We start from the raw sequence: 17,498 nt of genomic DNA, 5'->3' as shown, positions 1-17,498 counted from the left end.
TCACCCACCCTGCCATGGCCGCCGCGACACGACGCGAGGCCGCGGAGTTTTGCGGCTCATACCCGATCCCCGACCTCGCAATCGTGACGCCGGTCACTTCCCCGGAGTGTCGGTCGGCGGTCGTACACTGCCCGCCGTCGCGCCCCCAGGAGCTTCCACAACGCTTCGCCGATGACTGAAAATCGCAGGTCAGGGGTACGTCTGCGATGCCCGAACGAGGAGGCGGCGATGAGCAAGACCCCGGAAGAGCCGGAGATCGTCCGCGAGGACGACGAGGCCGAGATCCGCGAGCAGCGCGGACGCACCCCGCACCCGATCGAACCGGCGGAAGGGCCCGACGATCCGGACTACACCGGCGGCTGAACCAAGCCCTGCGCCGGTCAGAAGGTCCGGATGGCGATCTCGGCGGGAGCCGTCAGGCCGCGCACGATCTCGTCGTCCAGTTTGACGAGGGTGAGCGAGGCGCCGGCCATGTCCAGCGACGTGCAGTACTCGCCGACGTAGTTGCGCCGGACGTTGATGCCGCGCGCCTGAAGCTGCTCGTGGGCTCGGCCGTAGAGCAGGTACAGCTCCCCGATCGGCGTACCGCCCAGGCCGTTGATCATGAGGGCGACGTCATCGCCGCGCTCGTAGGGCAGGTCGGACACGACGGCGTCGAGCAGCTCGTCGATGATCGTGTCGGCGTTGGCCAGCTTCTCGCGGCGGCGGCCGGGTTCGCCGTGGATGCCGACGCCGATCTCCATCTCGTCGGCGCCGAGTTCGAACAGCGGCGAGCCCTTGGCCGGAGGTGTGCAGGACGTCAGCGCCATGCCCATGGTCCGGGTGACAGAGTTGACCTTGTTGCCGAGGCGTACCAGCTCGTCGATGTCAGCCCCGGCCTCGGCCGCGGCGCCGACGACCTTGATGACGAAGAAGTTGCCGGCCACGCCGCGCCGGCCGATCGTGAACGTCGAGTCGGACACCGCGACGTCGTCGTCGACCATCAGGGTCTGGATCTGGACGCCTTCGGCTTCGGCCATCTCCTTGCCCATGTCGAAGGCCAGCCGGTCGCCGGTGTAGTTGTTCACGATGTGCAGCACGCCCTTGGGCGAGGCGAGCAGCTTGCTGGTCTCCAGGACGTAGTCCATGGGCGGGGCGGCGAAGACGTCGCCGGGGCAGGCGGCGTCGAGCATGCCCTTCCCGACGATCATGACGTGGGCCGGTTCGTGGCCCGAGCCCGAGCCCTGCATCACCGAGACCTTGTCGGCGCGCGGGGCGTCGGCCCGCATGATGAGGTTGTACTCCGGCACGTAGCGCAGCGTGTCCGGGTTGGCCAGGGCGACGCCTCTGAGCATCTCGGGGACGAACTGGCGGGGGTCGTTGACGAACTTCTTCATGGTGGACTCCCCTGCTCTCAGAATCTGTCGTGCCAGGTGTCGGCGAGTGCTTCGAAGATGACGGCGACGGCGGCGGCTCCGGGGTCGACGCTGCCGATGCTGCGCTCGCCGGTGTAGCTGGCCCGGCCGCGGCGGGCCTGGAGCCCGGCGGTCTGGTCGGCGGCGGTGCGGGCCACGGTCGCCGCGGCCCGCAGGGCGGAGTGCGGGTCGCTGCCCTGGCCGAGCTGGCGGGCGAGCTCGTCGGTGGCGGGCACGAGGGCGTCGAGCAGGGTCTTGTCACCCAGGTCGGCGCCGCCGCGGGCCTGGATGCCGTCCGCGGCGGCGCGCAGCATCGCGACGACGTCGTCGCCGCCGAGCCGGGTCTTGCCGGTGACGGCGGCCGCCGCGCGCAGGAACGCGGTGCCCCACAGCGGTCCGGAGGTGCCGCCGATGCGGCTGGTGATGACGACGGCGACCTTGCGCAGGAAGGTGGCGGTGTCGGTGCGGTCGAAGGTGTCCCAGTCGGCGATGACCGCTTCGAAGCCGCGGGCCAGCGAGTAGCCGAAGTCCCCGTCGCCGACGACCGCGTCGAGGTCGCCGAAGTACTTCTCGTTGGCGACGGCGGTCTGCGCGATGGTGCGTACCGTGAACTCGACCGCCGGCAGCGGGTTGTCGGTCATGCCGGATCCCTTTCCCCCAGGACTGCGGCAAGATCGGTCAGCGTCACATAGGGCCCGGGGGTGGCCGGGCTGTGGTTGGCCAGGACCGTGACGGGGTCGGCGCCGGGATCGCCGAGGGAGTCCACGACGAACGCCGCGCCGGTGAAGTCCTCGCCGGCGGTGTAGCCGTTGACCGTGACGACGCAGGCGATCCCGGCCGCGACCGCCGCGGCCAGGCCGTTGTGGGAGTCCTCGATGACGACGGCCCGCTGCGGGGCCAGCCCGAGCCGGTCGAGTGCCAGCAGGTAGATGTCGGGGGCCGGCTTCTTGCGCGGCACGATGTCTCCGGCCAGGACGGTGAAGTCGCGGGCCCGCTCGGGGCCGACGGCGTGTTCCAGCACGGCCCGCACGGACGCCTCGGCCGACGTCGACGCCACGGCCAGCGGCCAGCCGGCGGCGTGCGCCTGCTCGACGATCCGGGCGATGCCGGGCCGGGCGGGCAGGTCACCGGCGGCGACCATGGCGGTGTAGATCGCGGTCTTGCGCCGGTGCCAGGCGGCGACGGCCTCGGCCTGGCCGGCCGGATCCTCGGGCAGGCCGGCCGCGGCGACGAACTCGGGCGTCAGCAGGCTGCTCATGCGTTCCTTGCCGCCGCCGATGGCGAGCTTGCGGCCGTACTCCTGCTCGTCCCAGCGCACCGGCAGGCCGAACTCGGCGAACGTCTGGTTGAACGCGGGCAGGTGGCCGTGGCGTTCGGTGTCGGCCAGCACACCGTCGCAGTCGAAGATCAGCGCTGTCACCATGCGCGCCCAGCGCTGCCGAAGCGGTCGATGTAGCCGGCCGCCATGGCGGTGACGTCCGCCGCGACGTGTTTGAACAGCGACGGCGGGTCCCACTTGTCGTTCTCCTCGGCCTGGCGCAGGAAGGCCAGGTTCGAGGTCATGTAGGTGACCTTGAGGGCGGTGGAGACGTTCACCTTCGCGCAGCCGCGCGAGATCAGGTCGGTGAACTGCTCGTCGGTCAGCCCGGTGCCGCCGTGCAGCGCGATCGGCACCCCGGTCGCGGCGACGATGTCGCTGACCCGCTGCCCGTCCAGGTGCGGGGTGGCCGAGTACACGCCGTGCGCGTTGCCGATCGACGGGGCGAACACGTCGACGCCGGAGGTCTCGACGAACCGGACCGAGGTCTCCAGCGACTGCCGCCGGGAGTCCTCGTCGGAGCCGACGTCGTCCTCGACGCCCTTGATCGCCTCGATCTCCCCTTCGACGTGGGCCCCGTGCGCGCGGGCCTCGGCGACCACCTCGATGGTCTGGCGCAGGTTCTCCTCGACCGGCAGGAGCGAAGCGTCGAACAGCACCGAGTTCCAGCCCTTGGCGAGGCACTCGGTGATCACCGCCCGGTCCGGGCAGTGGTCGAGATGCAGGCTGACCGGGACCTCGATGCCGGCGGTCATCGCCTTCCACATGGCGATCAGCACGTCGGCCCGGATGGAGCGCACCGTCTTCACCGAGGTCTGCACGATGACGGGCGAGCGCCGTTCGACCGCGGCGGCCAGCACGCTCTCCAGCGTCAGGTCGTTGACGATGTTGATCGCGGCGACGCCGTATCGCTCGGCCATCGCCCGGTCGACGATCTCCTTGAGCGGCACCACACCCATGTCACGAACGTTACTTACGTCGCAGCCCGCCCGCTGGCGCTGCCGAGAATCCGCACCCGCGTCAGGCAGGCGGCGCCGTCGACCCGCGGATCACCAATGCGGTGGGCAGCAGCACCGGGCCGGCCGGAGGTCCCTGCTGGAACAGCAGGTGGACGGCCTGGGCGCCTTTTTCGTCGTGCGGCTGCCGCACGGTGGTCAGGGGCGGCCGCGCCGTGGCGGCGTCGGGCATGTCGTCGAAGCCGACCACGGACAGGTCGCCGGGGACCGCGATGCCTCGCGCGACCGCGGCCGAGATCGCGCCGAGGGCGAGCCGGTCCCCCATCGCGAGGATGGCCGTGGGCGGCCACGGCAGGTCGAGCAGCGCGGCGGCCGCGGCGGCACCGTGGCGTTCCTCGACCCCGGCGGCCGCGACGACGACGGCGGAGCCGCCGCCCTCGAGTGCGGACGCGATGCCGTCGCGGTATCCGGCCAGGCGGGCCCGGTTGGCGACGTAGTCGGTCGGGGCGGCCAGGCCCGCCGGGGCGATCCCGGGCGCGGACCCTCGGGCCAGCGGGAAGCTGATGACGCCGAAGTGCCGGTGGCCGAGCGCGGCAAGGTGGGCGGCCGCGGAACGGGCGGCAGCCCGGTCGTCGATGCCCACGTACGGCCGGCCTTCGGCGACCGGGGCGTCCAGGCCGATCACGGGCAGCCCGCGGGCGCGCAGCAGCTCGGTGCGCTCGGGTTCGAGCGGGTCGCAGAACGCGACGAACCCGTCGACCAGTGCCGAGGAGACGACGTCGGGCCGGCCGGGTTCGGTTCGCGGCACCAGCACCAGCGATGAGCCGTGCTCGCCGCAGGCGCGGGCGACTCCCGCCATGGTCAGCCGGGCGGTGGCGTCCTCGAACAGGTATTGCAGCGGTTCGTGGACGATGAAGCCGACGGCGCCGGTCCGCCCGCGGCGGAAGGTGTTGGCGAGCGGGTCGGGTCCGGGATATCCGGCTTCGCGCGCGGCGGCGAGGATCCTGTCGCGCAGCTCGGGCCGCAGCTGGTCGGGCCGGTTGAACGCGTTGCTGATGGTGGCCTGGCTGACGCCGAGGGCACGGGCCAGGTCGGTCATCCGGGGCCGCGGAGCTGTACCCATGTGATCACTCTCTGAGCTGCCGGTGTCTTCTTATACGTATAACTGAGCTTGTCCGCGCGTTCTGATACGTATAAGTTTACCCCGTGGCCCTCGCCTCGAGCACCACCGCCCGCAAGATCCGCCTCGCCGACTGGTCCCGGCCGGCGGCGGCGTTCGCGGTCAACGGCGTGCTCTACGGCAGCCTGCTGACGCGCTACCCCGAGATCGCGGACCGGGTGGGGGCCGGCGAGAGCGAGTTCGGCGCCGCGCTGTTCGCGGCAGCCATGGGCGGCCTGCTCGGCTCGCTCGTCGCACCGGCGCTGACCTGGGCCGTCCGGGGGTCGGGCGCGACGCTGGTCGCCGGTGCGGGATACGCCCTGTTCGCCGTCGCCGTCGTCTGGGCGCCCGACCTGTACCTGCTCGCGGCCGCGCTGCTGCTGGCCAACCTGTTCGACGGCGCGCACGACGTGACGATGAACGCCGCCGCGGTCAAGGTCCAGCAGGTCGCAGGCAGCCCGCTCATGGGCCGGATGCACGCCACCTGGTCGCTGTCGCTGACGGGGGCGGGGCTGCTCGGCGCGGCCGCGGTGGGTCTGGGCGTCCCGGTCCTGGTCCACCTCGGCGTGGTGGCGGGCGTCGTGCTCGCGGTGCAGTTCGCAGCCACCTGGTGGCGGCCACGCCCCGACGTCGCCACCACCCTGCCGTCCACGCCGACCTCGCAGCGGCCGGACGTGCCGGCGCAGCGCGGCCGGGCGGTCCGGCTGCGGCACGTGCTGCCGGTGCTGGCCGTGGCGGCGCTGGCGGCCAGCTATGTGGAGAGTCCCGGGCAGGAGTGGACGGGGTTGCTGCTCAGCCGGGGGCTGGACGCCGCACCGCAGCTGGCCGCGGTCGCACCGGTGCTGTTCGCCGCCGGGCTGGTGCTGTCCCGCCTGGTCCTCGACCCCGCCCAGCGGCGGTGGGGTGCGCGGGCGGTCGCCGCCGGCAGCGGCGTGACGATGGTCCTGGCGGTGCTCACCGGGTTCGCCGTCACCGTGGCCGAAGGACCGGCCGGCGCGGCGCTGGTCGCGATCGCCGCGGCCGGGATCGGAGCCGGACCGGTGTTCCCGCTGCTGTTCGGGGCCGGCGACCAGCTGTCGGTGCGGCACGGCATCCCCGCCGCGCGTACGGCGTCGATGGTCTCGGCCCTGTCGCGGGTCGGCGCGATCTCCGCGCCGGTCGTGGTGGGTCCGCTCACCGAGGCGTTCGGGATGGCGATGGTGTTCGCCGTCATGGCCGCAGGAGCGCTGCTGGTGCTCCTGGCGCTGCCGCGCGCGGTCCGGTGAGCACCGAAACCGACAAGGGAGGTCCACGATGGAGTACACCCGCTTGGGCGGCACGGGCCTGGTGGTGTCCCGGCTCGGCCTCGGCTGCATGGGTTTCGGCGAGCCGGACCGGGGCGCGTGTGCCGGCGGTGTCATAGGACGCCGTCGGCACGCGCGGTGGACGGACGAGCATGGCGCGCTCAGCCCGGACGGCGCGCGGCCGGCGGTGACCATCGCTACCGTGCCGTACGACCAACCAGGTCAACGCCGACCACCGCCGAGGCGCTTGCGCAGTGGGCGCCGCGCAGCATCGGCGACGTTCGCGGCGGCTTGCTCGGCCTTCGGCGGGTGGCCGCCCGGCAACCGCCGCGGCCACCACAACACGAAGAAGTCGACGAACCTGGCCAAGCTCAGCCGCTGCTCCAGCACGGCCCGCGGCCGACGTGGCCCGTCGACCTCCTCGACCGGACGAGCCGATTCGCCGTACACGTACGAGAAGAACAACAGAAGGATAAACGCGGCCAGGGCGATGAGGTGGGTCTTGGTGAAAGGGCTGTGCCTGGTGTAACCCGCCATCTCGTGGACGTTCACGGCCAGGGCGATCAGGGCGAGTCGGCCGAGATACACGCTGACCACATAGGCGGGCCTGGCCCGCATGGCTGCCACGGGATCGCTGTTCAGCATGGCCGACAGGTTAGAGCGCCGCGTCCATCCCCACCGTCCCCGAACCCCCGCCGCTGCGGCTACTCGGCGAGCAGCGCGGTCAGGCGCCCGGCGAACAGCTGCGCCTCGATGTCGCTCACCTCGATGCCCAGCTCGTGGACCAGCGTCCGCTGGGTGCACACCACCCTGTCCTGTTCCCTGACCTCGGCCTCGGGAATCACCGCGAGCTCGCCGTCGACCACGGCCAGGACGGGGTCGGTGTCCCGGGACCGCGCCAGCACCCGCACATCGTTCGCCGTCACCGTCGTCATGTGCTCACGGTACCGACGGCAGGTCACCGACCAGGGCGGAATGGCCACGATCCGGCGCTGCCGACCGGTTCGGGCGCCACCATCGGAAAGACGACGCTCCCGGCCTATGGCCCGGCCACCCGATGCCCGCCACAGTGTATGGATGTTCCGGTTGCTTCGCCGCATCGGCCAGTACGCGTTCTGCCTCATGTTCGTCGGCATCGGGCTCGTCGCGCTCGTCGTGTTCGACCGCGACGACGAGCGATGGTGGGTGAGCCCCGCGTTCGTGGGCGTGGGCGTGGTCCTGATGGTGGTGTTCTTCCTGTTCAACCGCTGGAGCGACCGGCGCGACGCCATCCTCCGGCACGGGGTCGACGGCCGCGGCCTAGTGACCGAGGTCAAGCCCACGGCCCAGTGGGACAGCAACGACGTGCGCTACTTCCGCCTGACCATGACCGTCGAGGTGCCGGGCCGCGCACCGTACCCGGCGACCGCCCGCCAGCCGTACCACCGGACGCGCTGGGACCGCATCCGTCCGGGCATCGTGGTGCCCGTGCGGGTCCATCCCCGCGATCCCAGCCGCGTCATGGTGGCGACCGACATGCTCAACAACCCGAGTCTGCGACGCGAGCCGAGCTGAACCGTCACAGGCAGTTGGGGAACCTCGCGCCGACGAGGTTGCAGTTCGTGCCCGGCACCCGGGTGCCGAACTGGTTGAAGAACCGCAGGTTCCACGTCGTGCCGGTGTCGCGCAGCACGCCGTAGCCGAACCGGTCCACCGTGATCAGCTCGCCGATGGCGACACCGTCCAGGAGCTTGCCGATCAGGGCGCTGTCCTGCCACGTCTTCGGGTCCAGCTCGGTGCCCGACGCGCCGACCGTCACCACCGGCGGGCGGTGGAACTGTGTGCTCGTCTCGAAGGTCAGCATCTGGTACAGGTGGATGTGGCCCGCCAGGACCAGGTCGATCCGCCGGTCGAGGATGCCGAGGCCGGTCGCCGCGACGGCGTCGGACAGGATCTCGTCGATCCATACCGGGTTGCCCGCCGCGGTCTCGCCGCGCACCGCCCAGATCGGCGTGTGGCTGAGCAGGAAGTTGTCGCCGTCCCGCACGAGGCTGTTGTTCACCTCGTTGAACTGCGCGGTGTACCGGGCAGGCCGCTGAGCCAGGGCGCAGGACGGCGGGTTCGCCTCGTCGGAGGCGCAGGAGGTGTCCATGAGCAGCAGCCCCAGGGTGCCCGCGTCGATGCGTACCGGCCGGCTGAAGTCCTCCGGGTTCGGCGCGCCGCACGCCGTCAGGCTCGGCGTGGGGGCCAGGTAGCGGAACCAGACCTCGCCCGAGCGGCCGCAGGTCTCGTGGTTGCCGCGCACGAACACGAACGGCGCCTGCTCCAGCAACCGCGCCGCCGGCTGGAAGAAGTCGGCGACGAGGCAGCCCCAGGTGTGCATGCTCGGGCTGGTCCCCGGTCCGCCGCAGAACGGCGACGGCGTCGGGCCGGGCCGGGACCGGTAGATGTAGTCGCCCAGGTGCACGACGAGGTTCGGCGGTGCCGGCTCGTTCGCGGCGTTGGTCGCGACACGCTGGAACGGCCAGCCCTGCGGCGTGCAGGCCTGCGGTGTGCCGGTCGCCGGGATGCGGCATCCGGTGTCGCCGATCAGGGCGATGTTCGCCGGTCGGCTGGTCGTCGAGCCGGGCTGGGTCCAGTTCGGCAGCGGCACGGCGCCGTTCGCGTTCGGCCGTAGCGGCACAGGACTGGTCGCCGCGTCGATGCGGGCTGCGGTGGCGGTGGCGGCGACCCGTCGGGTGCAGACGGTGGCGGTGGTCGGGTAGAGGGCGACGGTGCTTTCGAGGACCATCTGGTGCCGTACCGCCTGGGCGCCGGTCGTGACGACCAGGATCGGGCAGGTGGTCGCGGGGGTGGCGACCCGGACCTGGGCGCCGCCCGGGATCAGCTGGGTCCACGCCCAGGCCTCCTGCGTCGGCGTCCCCGGAGGCGGCGGGGTGGGTGGCGGGGTCGGGCCGTAGCCGCCGCCGTCCCCGCGTCCGCCACCGTCGTGTGCCGGTGACACCGTCGCCGAGGTGAGAACCGCCGCGACCAGCAGCCCGGCGATGAGCCCCCACCGCGCGACATGCCGAGGTTTCTTCACGCCGTCCCCCTTAAGCACATGTTCGACGTTCGAACTGTTCCGCACCATTCGCACCTTATCGTCACTTTTGGGTGCTATTCGAGGTTTGGCCATTCCCACGGCAGTCTCCCGCAGTCCAGCACTTGCTGGTCCGCGTGCCGGAATGCCCCATATGGACAGTGGGGGGGAGGTGGTTGAGCCTCGCGACCCTCGTTCTCCTCGACTCGCCGGCCCTTGCCGGGATCGCCGCCGGCTACGCCCTGGGCGGCCGGCTCACCCACCTGACCGCCGTCCCGCCACGTGCGCTGTGGCTGCTGTGGGTGGCAGTCGGCGTGCAGGCGGCGCAGTACTTCCTGCCCGCCGTGCGGAGATCCGTCGAGCAGGACGCCGGTATCCCCATGCTCGCGGTGACGTTCGGGACCGGCATTCTCTGGCTGACGCTCAATGTCCGGTGGTCGCGACCGGCGCTGAGCGCGGCGATCCTGGTGATCGCGCTCGGCGCCGGGCTGAACGCCGCCGTCGTGCTGCTCAACGGACGCATGCCGTACTCGGTCGAGGCTGCCCGCATCGCCGGCCTGCCACCCGGCACCGTCACCCCCAAGAACCAGCCCGCCGACGGGAACACCCGCCTGGCGGCCCTGGGCGACGTGATCCCGCTCCGGCCGATCCGGAGGGTCCTCAGCCCCGGCGACATCCTCATCATGCTCGGCGGGGCGGCAGTCATCGCCGTGGCCATGCGCAGGCCGGGATCAGCCGCGCGCCCAGCCCGTGCGACCGACCGGTCTTCATCAGGCGCTTCACGCGATCACTTGCCCGTCTGTTAACAATGTTGCAGGATTACGTCTCGATCACCCTCGATGCCCGGTGGCCGACGGCGCTGTCGGCGTGTGTGGCAGACGGCTCTGGAGGTCGCGTGCTGCTCGTCTACTCCGGCCGTCACAAGGCGGCGTCCAGCTGGTCGCGAGCCATCCTGCGGGAGGCCTGCGGCCTGCTCGGCCTGAACATGTTCACCGTCATCGCGCCCGAGCAGTGGGCCCCCTACGGATCGCTGGCCGAACTCGTCCGGCAGGAACGGGTCGACCTGCTGTCACTGACCAACATCGCGCAGCGCGACTACGAGACCCTGCCGGAGCGGCGCACCGTCAACGTCATCCGCGACCCGCGCGACATCGTGGTGTCGGGCTACTTCAGCCACCGCAACACCCACGGCGTACACGCGCTCGGGGTGACCTGGCACGAGCTCATCGACCACCGCAAGCGGCTGCTGGACCTGGACGTCCCGGACGGCCTGCTGGAGGAGATCGAGTTCAGCGGGTACTTCCTCGACCACATGGACACCTGGGACTACCACCAGCCCGAGGTGCTGGAGCTGCGGATGGAGGACCAGATCAGCGAGCAGGTGGCGACCTGGACGCAGATCTTCGACCACTACCGGCTGCTGGTGCCGCCGCGAGCGGTCGGCGAGCTGGTCCGCACCGCCGCCGTCCGGTGGCGGCTGGGTGTGCTGCGGGCCGAGCCGGGCAGGGCCAGGCTGCGCCGCGCGCTGCCCGCGTTCACCCTGGACCGGCTGCCGCGCTCGTTCCCACAGCTGGCGGTGGAGCACTACACGTTCACCCGGCTGTCGGACTCGGAGCGCAGGCCGGGTGAGGTCGACGAGATGAACCACTACCGCAAGGGCGTGCCCGGCGACTGGCGCAACCACTTCGACGAGCGCCACCGCAAGGCCTTCCGGGCCCGGTACGGCGACCTCGCCGAACGGCTGGGCTACCCCGCCGCCTAGCGCTTGCGGCCGGCGGCGGAGTTCGCCACCCTGTCCGAGTGCGCGCCCGGCTGCTGTGGAGGATCCTCGTCGTGCCGAGGTTCCTGCTCGCCGTCGGCGTCATCGTCTGGGCTGTCGTCAACTACCCGGCCCTGAAGGGCCAGGCTTGCAGATCTCTCTTCCTCGCTGGCTGCGAGATGAGGCCGCGTGCGGGCGATTGACTGGCGCCCCAGTCCTCGACACCACGTTGGGCGATGTTGAGGGCTGCATTGTGATCGGCGTGGGCAACGACCCCGCACGATCGACAGGTGAACGTTTCCTGGTCGGGACGGTTGCGCTTGTCGCGGTGCCCGCACTGGTTGCAGGTCTGGGAGGTGTAGCGCGGGTCGACCTGGACCAGCGGTACACCAGCTCGGCGTGCCTTGTAGGTCAGGAACGCCCCGAGTTGGTGGAACGACCATGAGCTGAGTGTGACCCGTTGGGGCTTTCGGAGCCGGACCCGGTCGCGGATGCCCGTCAGCTTCTCGACGGCGATACCGCGCCCGGTGCGTGCAGCCTCGGTCACGATGGTCTTGGCGATGCGGTGGTTGACGTTCGCGGAGTGGCGCGCTTCCTTCTTGCGGCGTCGGGCCAGTAGTCGCCTGGCCGACTTGGTGGCTTTGCGTTGCAGTCGGGCCCGCAGCCGTAGTTGGCGGCGGCGGTAGCCGTTAAGCCGGGTCCCGGTGTGGCGGTTGCCGTCGGAGTCGTAGGCGATGTTGGCGATGCCCATGTCCACGCCGAGAAAGCCATCGGGTTCGTACGTCGGTAGCTCGGCCACCTCGACGCCGGCGTAGAGGAACCACATGCCGTCGCGGTGGACCAGATCGCACTCCCCGACCGGCACGGTCGCGACGGCCTTGAGCTGATCTGGCGACCCGGTGATTCCCACGCCCTTGAGGCGGCCGTCGACGGTCCAGATCGACACGGTTCGGACATCATGCTGCCACGACAGCATCCGGGCGTCGTAGGGCTGTGCGGCATCCCAGCGGAAGCAGACCGGGCTGGTTTCGGCGGTGCGGCGGCGTTTCGACCCCGGTTTGCCGAGGTTCCCGGCGCGGATGTTCGCTTTCAACGTCTTGTAGGAGTCGCTGACCTTCTTGATGACGTGCTGGGCGGCTTGCGCGCAGAGCCGGTGGTCGTCCTTGATCGCCTGGTAGGTGTGTTTGCGCAGGTCGTAGTTGCGGTAGACGCCGGTACGCCGGGCCACGACGGCCACCTGCGACGCTGCGGTGTTGCACGCACGCAGTGTCGCCTCCAGGGCCGACGCCTGCTGCGGCGTGGGCTGGAGTTTGACCTGCACTACCAGCTTCACCGACCGACGGTAGCATTTGGACTGGGTCACCGCGATGGATGCCCGATCCCGACGTACGATGCGGCCGTAGCGTCGTCCATAACCTGCACGCGCATTTGGTCTTCACCACGGAGTACCGACGTGGGGCGCTCACCCACCCGATCCTCACCCGCTGCGAAGAGATCATGCGCGCGGTGTGCGCCGAGTTCGGCGCCGAGCTACGTGAGTTCAACGGCGAAACCGACCACGTCCACCTGCTCGTGCACTACCCACCCGCCGTGCCGATCTCGAAACTGGTCAACAGCCTCAAAGGCGTCTCAGCCCGCTACCTGCGACAGGAGTTCCGTGTCCACCTGTCCCGCTACCTGTGGGGCGGGCACCTCTGGTCGCCGTCGTACTTCGCCGGATCCTGTGGCGGAGCACCACTGGCCGTCGTCAAGGAGTACATCGAGAACCAGAAACGCCCGGCTGGGTGACGGCTTTCCTCCCGGCCCTGAAGGGCCGGCGTTCCAGCCTTAATCACTGCTGAAGGTCCTGCTGACGCCTCGGCGGCGCACGCCTCGACCGGTGCGGCTGACGCCCAGCTGCGACGACCCGGTCTCCGAGGCCCTCGCCGATGCCCGCCCTCTCCCCCGGCACCCGCAGGACGACGCCGGACTCGGTGTCGAAGACCTGCGCTGGATCGTCAGCGTCGCCGAGGTGGAGTCCGTCGACGAGCCCGAGTGGAACACGGTCGTCGGTCTGGACGACACGGTGTCGTCGTACGCCGACGGGCTCGCAGACGAGCTGGCCGACCAGCCCGGCATCGACGCGGCACACCACGTGGACCGCGAGGCCGTGCTGGTGCGCAGCGTGCTGTCGCTGCCGGACGTGCACGCCGCGGCGATCCGTGCGCTGCTGGCGATCAACCGCAGTCCGCGCACACCCCGGGACCGGCGGCTGCCACCGGCGGCGATGAACGCCCTGGCCGACGGCGTTGCCGCGATCCTGGCCGGCCGCGGGTTCACCGGGCGGCTCGGCGGTCCCGACGCGCACGGCACGCTGTTCTACCGGGTCCTGCCCGCCGATCGTCTCGCCCAGACGGTGGAGCTGCGCGACGGCTTCGATGCCGGCGAGCACGGCGAAGGCACCCTCATCGTCACCGTCGGCGTCGTGGAGATCGGCACGGCGGACCCCGCCGAAGCGGTCTCGTCGGGTGCGGGCCTTCGCGATGTCCTGTCACGCGAACGTGTCCTGTCGGTGTCCTACGATGCGGTGCCCGCGACCGTGGACGGTGTCGCGAACGTCCTCACCGGCCGGGCGTTCGCCATGCTGGAGTCCACCCGGACCCGGTCCGGCGTCGTCGACCGCTGGGTCGGCGGCCTGCCGTGGTCGGTGCCCGACCGGCTGTTCTGGGAGGCGGCCGACGTCGCCGCCCGCTGGGGTTTTCGCGGCCACGCCCGGGACCTGCTCAAACACGGGCCGCGAAGGTCGCCGCAGGCCCGTGCGGTGGCCGCGAGACACGGGCTGGACGGCTGACGGCGCGGGCCGGTCCGTCACGGATTACCTGTTCCGCGAGGTGATCGGTGCTCCGAAGCAGGACAATGCGACTGGACCGGCTTGCACGACGGCGTGTGTCCATCGGTCCGGCGGAGGGAGTCGATCACCGAGGGCTGAGGAGGATCAGTCATGATCGGAATGCGTGTGTCGGGGGCCCTGCTCGCCGTCGGATTGGCGGCCGGGGCCGTCGGCTGGACGACCACGGCGCAACGTCCTGCGGACCGGGTGCCGGTCGCCGCCGTGCAGCGGGAGGAACCACCACAGGAGACCGTGACGGTACTGGTCGAGCAGCCGCTTGCGAACGTGCCGGGCAAGACGTTCACCTCGGCGATCGTGGACTTCCCGCCCGGCTCGCGCGCGGTCCCGCACCGCCACGGCCAGGCGTTCGTGTACGCGTACGTCCTGAGCGGCGCGGTGCGCAGCCAGCTTGAAGGCCAGCCGGTGCAGACGTACAGCGCGGGCCAGAACTGGGTCGAGCCGCCAGGCGCCCACCACGTGCTCACCGAGAACACCAGCGCCACCGAACCGGCGAAACTGCTGGTCGTGTTCATCTCCGACACCGGCGACCCGATCCGGGTCCCGGACTGATCCGCGGCCGGCCGTGAAGCGCGTCGGATCCTGATCACGGCGCGACCCTCCTGACGTAGTGCGCCGACCGGGTGGATGGCAGTATCCGCCTGACGCACGCAGGCGGACCCGCCCTCGACCCCGGCACAGAACCAGGAGCACCCGCGTGGACCTCGACGCGATGATCGACGACCTGAGGACCCTCGTCGAGGTGGAGTCCCCCTCGCGCGACCACGAGGCCCTGACCGCCTCGGCCAAGACGCTCGTCGCCGTGATCGAGCACCGGCTCGGCGGCCGGGCCATGCTCGTCGACAGCGAAGCGGGCCCGCACGTGCACTGGAGCGGCGGCGGCGAGCCGCGGGTGCTGATCCTCGGCCACCACGACACCGTGTTCCCGATCGGCACGCTGCGGCGGCGTCCGTTCCAGGTCCGCGACGGTCGCGCCACCGGGCCCGGGGTCTTCGACATGCTCGGCGGCCTGGTGCAGGCCATCCACGGCATCGCGGCGCTGCCCGACCGGACCGGGGTGGAGATCCTGGTGAGCGCCGACGAGGAGGTCGGCTCCGGCAGCTCCCGGGCGCTCATCGAGCAGCGGGCGCTGGCCTGCGGCGCGGTGCTGGTCCTCGAAGGCGCGGCCGACGGCGGCGGCCTCAAGACCGGCCGCAAGGGCTGCGGCACGTTCCGGGTCACGGTCACCGGCCGGGCCGCGCACGCGGGCCTGGAACCCGAGTCGGGCGTCAACGCCCTGGTCGAGGCCGCCCACCAGGTGCTCGCGATCGCCGCGATCGGCCGGCCGGACCTCGGCACGACCGTCACCCCGACCGTCGCCTCGGCGGGCACCACCGACAACGTCGTGCCCGCCGAGGCGAGGATCGTCGTCGACGTGCGGGTCGAGACACCGGCCGAGGCCGACCGGGTCACGGCCGCGTTCGCGGCCCTCACCCCGCGGCTGCCCGGCGCGACGGTCACCGTCGCCGGGGGCGTCGACCGGCCGCCGATGCCCGAGTCGGCGTCGGCAGAGCTGTTCGCGCTGGCCCAGCGGCTGATGCCGGGCGTGGCGGGCCGATCCGTCGGCGGGGGCAGCGACGGCAACTTCACGGCCGCGCTGGGTGTGCCGACCCTCGACGGGCTCGGCGCGGTCGGCGGCGGCGCGCACGCCGATCATGAGTACCTGCTGATCGACGCGATGCCGCAGCGGGCGAACCTGGTCACCGGGCTGATCGCGGCGATCCGCACGTCGTAGCGCCCGAGCGGTCAGGTCACTGGACGTTGCGGACGGTGCCGCCGTCCACGCGCAGGGTCGCGCCGCTGATGTACGCGGCCAGCGGGCTGGCCAGGTATGCCACGGCGGAGGCGATCTCCTCGGGCCGGCCGAAGCGGCCCGTGTCGTTGGGCACCCAGGCCTGCGCCGCCGCCTGCTCGATCTCGGCCGGGTCGCCGGTCCAGCCCCTGCCCGGCGCGACCTTCAGCATCAGGTCGCGTACACCGTCGACCATGATCGCGCCGGGGGCGACGGTGTTGGAGGTGACGCCGCTGCCGGACAGCTCGCGGGCCAGCGACACCGCCAGGTTGTGCCGTGCGGCGAGGGTCGCCGTGTAGTGGGGCTGGTCGGCGGTGGGCTGCACGGCCAGGCCGCCGCCGATCTGGATCACCCGTCCCCAGCCGCGCTCGCGCATCGCGGGGACGAGCCGCTGGATCATCCGCACCCCGGAGATGACGTTGACGTCGTACAGGCGCGCCCAGTCGGCCGGGGTGGCCTGGCTCCAGCTGATGTGGTCGTACATGCCGGCGTTGTTGACCAGGATGTCGACCGGGCCGCCGGACAGCGCGGCCGCGGCCACGGCATCGGCTCCGGCGTCGTCGGCCAGGTCGCCGACCGCGATGTCGGCCCGGCCGCCCTCGGCCTCGATGAGGTCGGCGACCTTGCGGGCCCGCGCCTCGTCGCGGCCGTGCACGACCACGGCGGCCCCTTCGGCGGCCAGCCCCCGGGCGATCGCCTCGCCCAGGCCGGAGTTGCCGCCGGTGACCAGTGCCCGCTTGCCTGCCAGTCGCAGATCCATGATCCACCTCTTTCAGTTGCTCGGATCAGGTATGTCTACGACTGTAGACCCGCACGCCCGGGGATGTCTACACTGGTAGACATGAGTGTGACCAACCAGCCGCGCCGCCGCGACGCCGCAGCCACCCGTGAGGCGATCCTCAGCTCCGCGATCGAGGCCTTCACCCGCGCCGGCTACGACGGGGCCGGCGTACGCGAGGTCGCGGCCGCCGCGGGAGTCACCGCCATGCTGGTCAACCGCTACTTCGGCTCCAAGGAGCAGCTGTTCGCCGAAGCCGTCGACAGGTCGTTCACCGCACCCACCGTGGTCGGCGCAGACCCGGCCGAGCTGCCCGCACAGCTCGCCGCCGCGCTGGTCGCCCGCACCGATCCCGCCGCCGGGCAGCTCAGCCCGTTCCTGCTCATGCTGCGCTCGGCCAACAACCCGCGGGCCGCCGAGATCATGCGCGAGGCGATCGGCAGGCACGTCGGCTCGCGGCTGACCGGCCTGCTCACCGGCCCGGACTCCGGCGAACGCGCGGAACTGGTGCTGTCCGTGATCGCGGGCGTCTGGCTGATGCGCAGCATCCTCGCCACCCCGGCGCTGACCGGCGCGGACCCCGGGCAGCTCGACGAACAGCTGACAGCCGTCCTGCAGGTGCTGTGCCGGCCGGACCCGGCGTGAGCGGCGGCTACCAGCCCTCGATGGCCCGGTCCTCCGCGAGCTCCCGCAACCCGTCGGCGATCTCGTTGAGGTAACCGGACAGCACGTCGTTGTCCAGGGGACAGTCCCGCCAGTGCGCCTGAGCCTGGTCGAGCAGGGCCAGCAGCTTGGCGTTGCTCAGGCTCAGGCGGTCGTCGTGCAGGCTGCCGCGAACGCCGGCCCATTCCCAGTCGACCTCGCCGTCGTAGCGCTCACCTTCGCAGATGGCGCGTTGCAGCCCGTAGGCGACGTCGATGTAGGCCTGCCAAGCGGCCTGCTGACGTGTCGTGGTGTTCACGGCCCCGACTCCCCCATGGCTTCTCGGTACGAAGCGTTCCCTCCGACGGTACGCGGTCGCGGCCGCCCCGCCACTGCGCTCGGACGAGGCGAACGCCACCGGGGCGATATTGCG

At 71.5% G+C, this 17,498-nt stretch carries 21 protein-coding genes; 10 read left to right on the top strand and 11 right to left on the bottom strand.

Annotated elements, in window-relative coordinates:
* Positions 1-228 precede the first annotated feature (228 nt).
* A complete protein-coding gene (locus ACFQO7_RS11995) occupies positions 229-363 on the top strand; it encodes a hypothetical protein (protein WP_376806436.1) in 135 nt (44 codons plus the stop codon).
* A 17-nt stretch (positions 364-380) separates the two neighbouring features.
* On the opposite strand, the gene dhaK is transcribed toward ACFQO7_RS11995, so the two are convergent.
* The 5 genes from dhaK to ACFQO7_RS11970 form a co-directional block, all read right to left on the bottom strand.
* Positions 381-1,376 carry a dihydroxyacetone kinase subunit DhaK gene (gene dhaK, locus ACFQO7_RS11990; RefSeq protein ID WP_376806435.1) on the bottom strand — a complete coding sequence of 332 codons (996 nt, stop codon included), beginning with the start codon at positions 1,374-1,376 and terminating at the stop codon, positions 381-383.
* 17 nt (positions 1,377-1,393) lie between these two features.
* A complete protein-coding gene (gene dhaL / locus ACFQO7_RS11985) occupies positions 1,394-2,035 on the bottom strand; it encodes a dihydroxyacetone kinase subunit DhaL (protein ID WP_376806434.1) in 642 nt (213 codons plus the stop codon).
* Positions 2,032-2,817, bottom strand: a complete 786-nt coding sequence (locus ACFQO7_RS11980; protein ID WP_376806433.1) for an HAD-IA family hydrolase — start codon at positions 2,815-2,817, stop codon at positions 2,032-2,034. The genes dhaL and ACFQO7_RS11980 overlap by 4 nt, the downstream gene beginning before the upstream one ends.
* Positions 2,811-3,671, bottom strand: a complete 861-nt coding sequence (locus ACFQO7_RS11975) for a class II fructose-bisphosphate aldolase (RefSeq protein WP_376806432.1) — start codon at positions 3,669-3,671, stop codon at positions 2,811-2,813. The genes ACFQO7_RS11980 and ACFQO7_RS11975 overlap by 7 nt, the downstream gene beginning before the upstream one ends.
* A gap of 61 nt (positions 3,672-3,732) precedes the next feature.
* Positions 3,733-4,791, bottom strand: a complete 1,059-nt coding sequence (locus ACFQO7_RS11970) for a LacI family DNA-binding transcriptional regulator (RefSeq protein WP_376806431.1) — start codon at positions 4,789-4,791, stop codon at positions 3,733-3,735.
* 83 nt (positions 4,792-4,874) lie between these two features.
* On the opposite strand from ACFQO7_RS11970, the gene ACFQO7_RS11965 reads away from it, so the two are divergent.
* Positions 4,875-6,092 (top strand): MFS transporter, encoded by a 1,218-nt coding sequence (locus tag ACFQO7_RS11965; protein WP_376806430.1) that lies wholly within the window; start codon positions 4,875-4,877, stop codon positions 6,090-6,092.
* Between the two features lie 240 nt (positions 6,093-6,332).
* Here the strand turns inward: ACFQO7_RS11965 and ACFQO7_RS11960 are convergent, their stop codons facing one another.
* Positions 6,333-6,755, bottom strand: coding sequence for a hypothetical protein (locus ACFQO7_RS11960; RefSeq protein WP_376806429.1), 423 nt, complete (start codon positions 6,753-6,755; stop codon positions 6,333-6,335).
* Positions 6,756-6,814: 59 nt separating this feature from the next.
* Positions 6,815-7,045, bottom strand: a complete 231-nt coding sequence (locus ACFQO7_RS11955; RefSeq protein WP_376806428.1) for a hypothetical protein — start codon at positions 7,043-7,045, stop codon at positions 6,815-6,817.
* A 142-nt stretch (positions 7,046-7,187) separates the two neighbouring features.
* On the opposite strand from ACFQO7_RS11955, the gene ACFQO7_RS11950 reads away from it, so the two are divergent.
* Positions 7,188-7,664 (top strand): hypothetical protein, encoded by a 477-nt coding sequence (locus ACFQO7_RS11950; RefSeq protein WP_376806427.1) that lies wholly within the window; start codon positions 7,188-7,190, stop codon positions 7,662-7,664.
* A 4-nt stretch (positions 7,665-7,668) separates the two neighbouring features.
* Here ACFQO7_RS11950 and ACFQO7_RS11945 read toward each other — a convergent pair whose 3' ends face one another.
* Complete coding sequence (locus ACFQO7_RS11945) at positions 7,669-9,171, bottom strand: metallophosphoesterase family protein (protein WP_376806426.1); 1,503 nt, start codon at positions 9,169-9,171, stop codon at positions 7,669-7,671.
* 173 nt (positions 9,172-9,344) lie between these two features.
* On the opposite strand from ACFQO7_RS11945, the gene ACFQO7_RS11940 reads away from it, so the two are divergent.
* Complete coding sequence (locus tag ACFQO7_RS11940; RefSeq protein ID WP_376806425.1) at positions 9,345-9,974, top strand: DUF5317 family protein; 630 nt, start codon at positions 9,345-9,347, stop codon at positions 9,972-9,974.
* Between the two features lie 89 nt (positions 9,975-10,063).
* Positions 10,064-10,930, top strand: a complete 867-nt coding sequence (locus tag ACFQO7_RS11935) for a sulfotransferase domain-containing protein (protein ID WP_376806424.1) — start codon at positions 10,064-10,066, stop codon at positions 10,928-10,930.
* Positions 10,931-11,051: 121 nt separating this feature from the next.
* On the opposite strand, the gene ACFQO7_RS11930 is transcribed toward ACFQO7_RS11935, so the two are convergent.
* Entirely contained in the window at positions 11,052-12,260 is a 1,209-nt protein-coding gene (locus tag ACFQO7_RS11930) for an RNA-guided endonuclease InsQ/TnpB family protein (RefSeq protein ID WP_376806423.1), read from the bottom strand.
* A 38-nt stretch (positions 12,261-12,298) separates the two neighbouring features.
* Here ACFQO7_RS11930 and tnpA point away from each other — a divergent pair, with 38 nt between their 5' ends.
* The 4 genes from tnpA (at position 12,299) to ACFQO7_RS11910 (ending at position 15,588) form a co-directional block, all read left to right on the top strand.
* Positions 12,299-12,715 carry an IS200/IS605 family transposase gene (gene tnpA / locus ACFQO7_RS11925; protein WP_376806422.1) on the top strand — a complete coding sequence of 139 codons (417 nt, stop codon included), beginning with the start codon at positions 12,299-12,301 and terminating at the stop codon, positions 12,713-12,715.
* Between the two features lie 91 nt (positions 12,716-12,806).
* Complete coding sequence (locus ACFQO7_RS11920) at positions 12,807-13,757, top strand: hypothetical protein (protein ID WP_376806421.1); 951 nt, start codon at positions 12,807-12,809, stop codon at positions 13,755-13,757.
* Between the two features lie 150 nt (positions 13,758-13,907).
* The gene (locus ACFQO7_RS11915; protein ID WP_376806420.1) at positions 13,908-14,366 is read left to right on the top strand and encodes a cupin domain-containing protein; all 459 of its coding nucleotides are present in this window, start codon (positions 13,908-13,910) and stop codon (positions 14,364-14,366) included.
* Positions 14,367-14,511: 145 nt separating this feature from the next.
* Positions 14,512-15,588: a M20 family metallopeptidase gene (locus tag ACFQO7_RS11910; RefSeq protein ID WP_465252383.1), complete on the top strand. Its 1,077-nt coding sequence runs from the start codon at positions 14,512-14,514 to the stop codon at positions 15,586-15,588.
* 16 nt (positions 15,589-15,604) lie between these two features.
* On the opposite strand, the gene ACFQO7_RS11905 is transcribed toward ACFQO7_RS11910, so the two are convergent.
* Positions 15,605-16,405 (bottom strand): SDR family NAD(P)-dependent oxidoreductase, encoded by an 801-nt coding sequence (locus ACFQO7_RS11905; RefSeq protein ID WP_376806419.1) that lies wholly within the window; start codon positions 16,403-16,405, stop codon positions 15,605-15,607.
* 81 nt (positions 16,406-16,486) lie between these two features.
* Between ACFQO7_RS11905 and ACFQO7_RS11900 the strand changes: the two genes are divergently transcribed.
* On the top strand, positions 16,487-17,068 hold the full coding sequence (locus ACFQO7_RS11900; RefSeq protein ID WP_376806418.1) for a TetR/AcrR family transcriptional regulator: 582 nt from the start codon (positions 16,487-16,489) through the stop codon (positions 17,066-17,068).
* Between the two features lie 7 nt (positions 17,069-17,075).
* Here the strand turns inward: ACFQO7_RS11900 and ACFQO7_RS11895 are convergent, their stop codons facing one another.
* Positions 17,076-17,384: a hypothetical protein gene (locus ACFQO7_RS11895; RefSeq protein WP_360535793.1), complete on the bottom strand. Its 309-nt coding sequence runs from the start codon at positions 17,382-17,384 to the stop codon at positions 17,076-17,078.
* Positions 17,385-17,498 lie beyond the last annotated feature (114 nt).

This window comes from Catellatospora aurea (genome assembly GCF_042663325.1).
In the GTDB taxonomy this organism is placed as follows: Bacteria; Actinomycetota; Actinomycetes; order Mycobacteriales; family Micromonosporaceae; genus Catellatospora; species Catellatospora aurea.
The sequence above is the reverse complement of the archived record's forward strand: the minus strand, read 5'-3'. Positions and strand labels throughout refer to the sequence as shown.

Coding starts and splice junctions, on each gene's coding strand:
- ACFQO7_RS11995 (WP_376806436.1), top strand. CDS start 229: ATGAGCAAGACCCCGGAAGAGCCGGAGATCGTCCGCGAGGACGACGAG.
- dhaK (WP_376806435.1), bottom strand. CDS start 1,376: ATGAAGAAGTTCGTCAACGACCCCCGCCAGTTCGTCCCCGAGATGCTC.
- dhaL (WP_376806434.1), bottom strand. CDS start 2,035: ATGACCGACAACCCGCTGCCGGCGGTCGAGTTCACGGTACGCACCATC.
- ACFQO7_RS11980 (WP_376806433.1), bottom strand. CDS start 2,817: ATGGTGACAGCGCTGATCTTCGACTGCGACGGTGTGCTGGCCGACACC.
- ACFQO7_RS11975 (WP_376806432.1), bottom strand. CDS start 3,671: ATGGGTGTGGTGCCGCTCAAGGAGATCGTCGACCGGGCGATGGCCGAG.
- ACFQO7_RS11970 (WP_376806431.1), bottom strand. CDS start 4,791: ATGGGTACAGCTCCGCGGCCCCGGATGACCGACCTGGCCCGTGCCCTC.
- ACFQO7_RS11960 (WP_376806429.1), bottom strand. CDS start 6,755: ATGCTGAACAGCGATCCCGTGGCAGCCATGCGGGCCAGGCCCGCCTAT.
- ACFQO7_RS11955 (WP_376806428.1), bottom strand. CDS start 7,045: ATGACGACGGTGACGGCGAACGATGTGCGGGTGCTGGCGCGGTCCCGG.
- ACFQO7_RS11950 (WP_376806427.1), top strand. CDS start 7,188: ATGTTCCGGTTGCTTCGCCGCATCGGCCAGTACGCGTTCTGCCTCATG.
- tnpA (WP_376806422.1), top strand. CDS start 12,299: ATGCCCGATCCCGACGTACGATGCGGCCGTAGCGTCGTCCATAACCTG.
- ACFQO7_RS11915 (WP_376806420.1), top strand. CDS start 13,908: ATGATCGGAATGCGTGTGTCGGGGGCCCTGCTCGCCGTCGGATTGGCG.
- ACFQO7_RS11905 (WP_376806419.1), bottom strand. CDS start 16,405: ATGGATCTGCGACTGGCAGGCAAGCGGGCACTGGTCACCGGCGGCAAC.
- ACFQO7_RS11900 (WP_376806418.1), top strand. CDS start 16,487: ATGAGTGTGACCAACCAGCCGCGCCGCCGCGACGCCGCAGCCACCCGT.